Genomic DNA, 697 nt, shown 5'->3' with positions numbered 1-697 from the left:
GCCCGCACCGACCGCGAGCAGCTGCGCGCCGATCACGCCGCCGATATCGCTCGTATCCAATCCGCTGCCGAGGCCCGGATCTCCACGTTGGAGCGGGCGCTGGCCACCGCCGAGCGGGATGCCGACCGCTGGCGCAGTCAGGTCGAGACGACCACCCGGACCGGGGAAGGGGAGAACTGATGTTCCGTCGCAAACCCACCACCAAACCTGTGAGCAGTGCGGATCTGCTGGTCACTGCCGATCTGCCACGGCGCGTGCAGATCGCGCAGGACCGGCTCGCCCACCAGGACAATCCCGCCCTGGTCGCGGCGCTGTCGGAGGACGAGCTGGCCGCCGATCGCGCGGTCGCCGAACGCCTGCGCGAGCACGAACGCACTGAGAAACTCGCCGCGATCGAGGCGAGCGAGGCCACCGCGGCGCACGTGCGCAAAGCGACCTCGGAGATCGTGCGCGCCGACGCCCGCGATCTGCTGCTGGCGCGGCGCGCGCTGGCCGATCACCACCGCGAGGGCAGCGCACACGCGCAGCTGGCCAAGCTGTACGTGGTGCGCAAGTGGTCCACGCGCGCGCTGGCCGGCGTTGTGATCGCCGCGATGCTGTTCTCCGCGGTCAACGTGCAACACAACCTCGCGCCCGGCGGGCCCGGCGAACCGCTGTACTGGGCCAGCTACGCCCTCGAAGCGCTCATCTCGACCGT

The 697-nt window shown here is 70.9% G+C and carries 2 pseudogenes; both read left to right on the top strand.

The window, feature by feature from the left end:
- Positions 1 to 180, top strand: a pseudogene (locus tag A5780_RS41300) (hypothetical protein); the annotation flags it as partial.
- Positions 180 to 697, top strand: a pseudogene (locus A5780_RS25085) (hypothetical protein); the annotation flags it as partial. The pseudogenes A5780_RS41300 and A5780_RS25085, both read left to right, overlap by 1 nt.

The sequence above is a fragment of the Nocardia sp. 852002-20019_SCH5090214 genome (assembly GCF_001665865.1).
Classification (GTDB): Bacteria; Actinomycetota; Actinomycetes; order Mycobacteriales; family Mycobacteriaceae; genus Nocardia; species Nocardia nova.
This window is presented reverse-complemented; position numbering and strand designations above follow the sequence as displayed.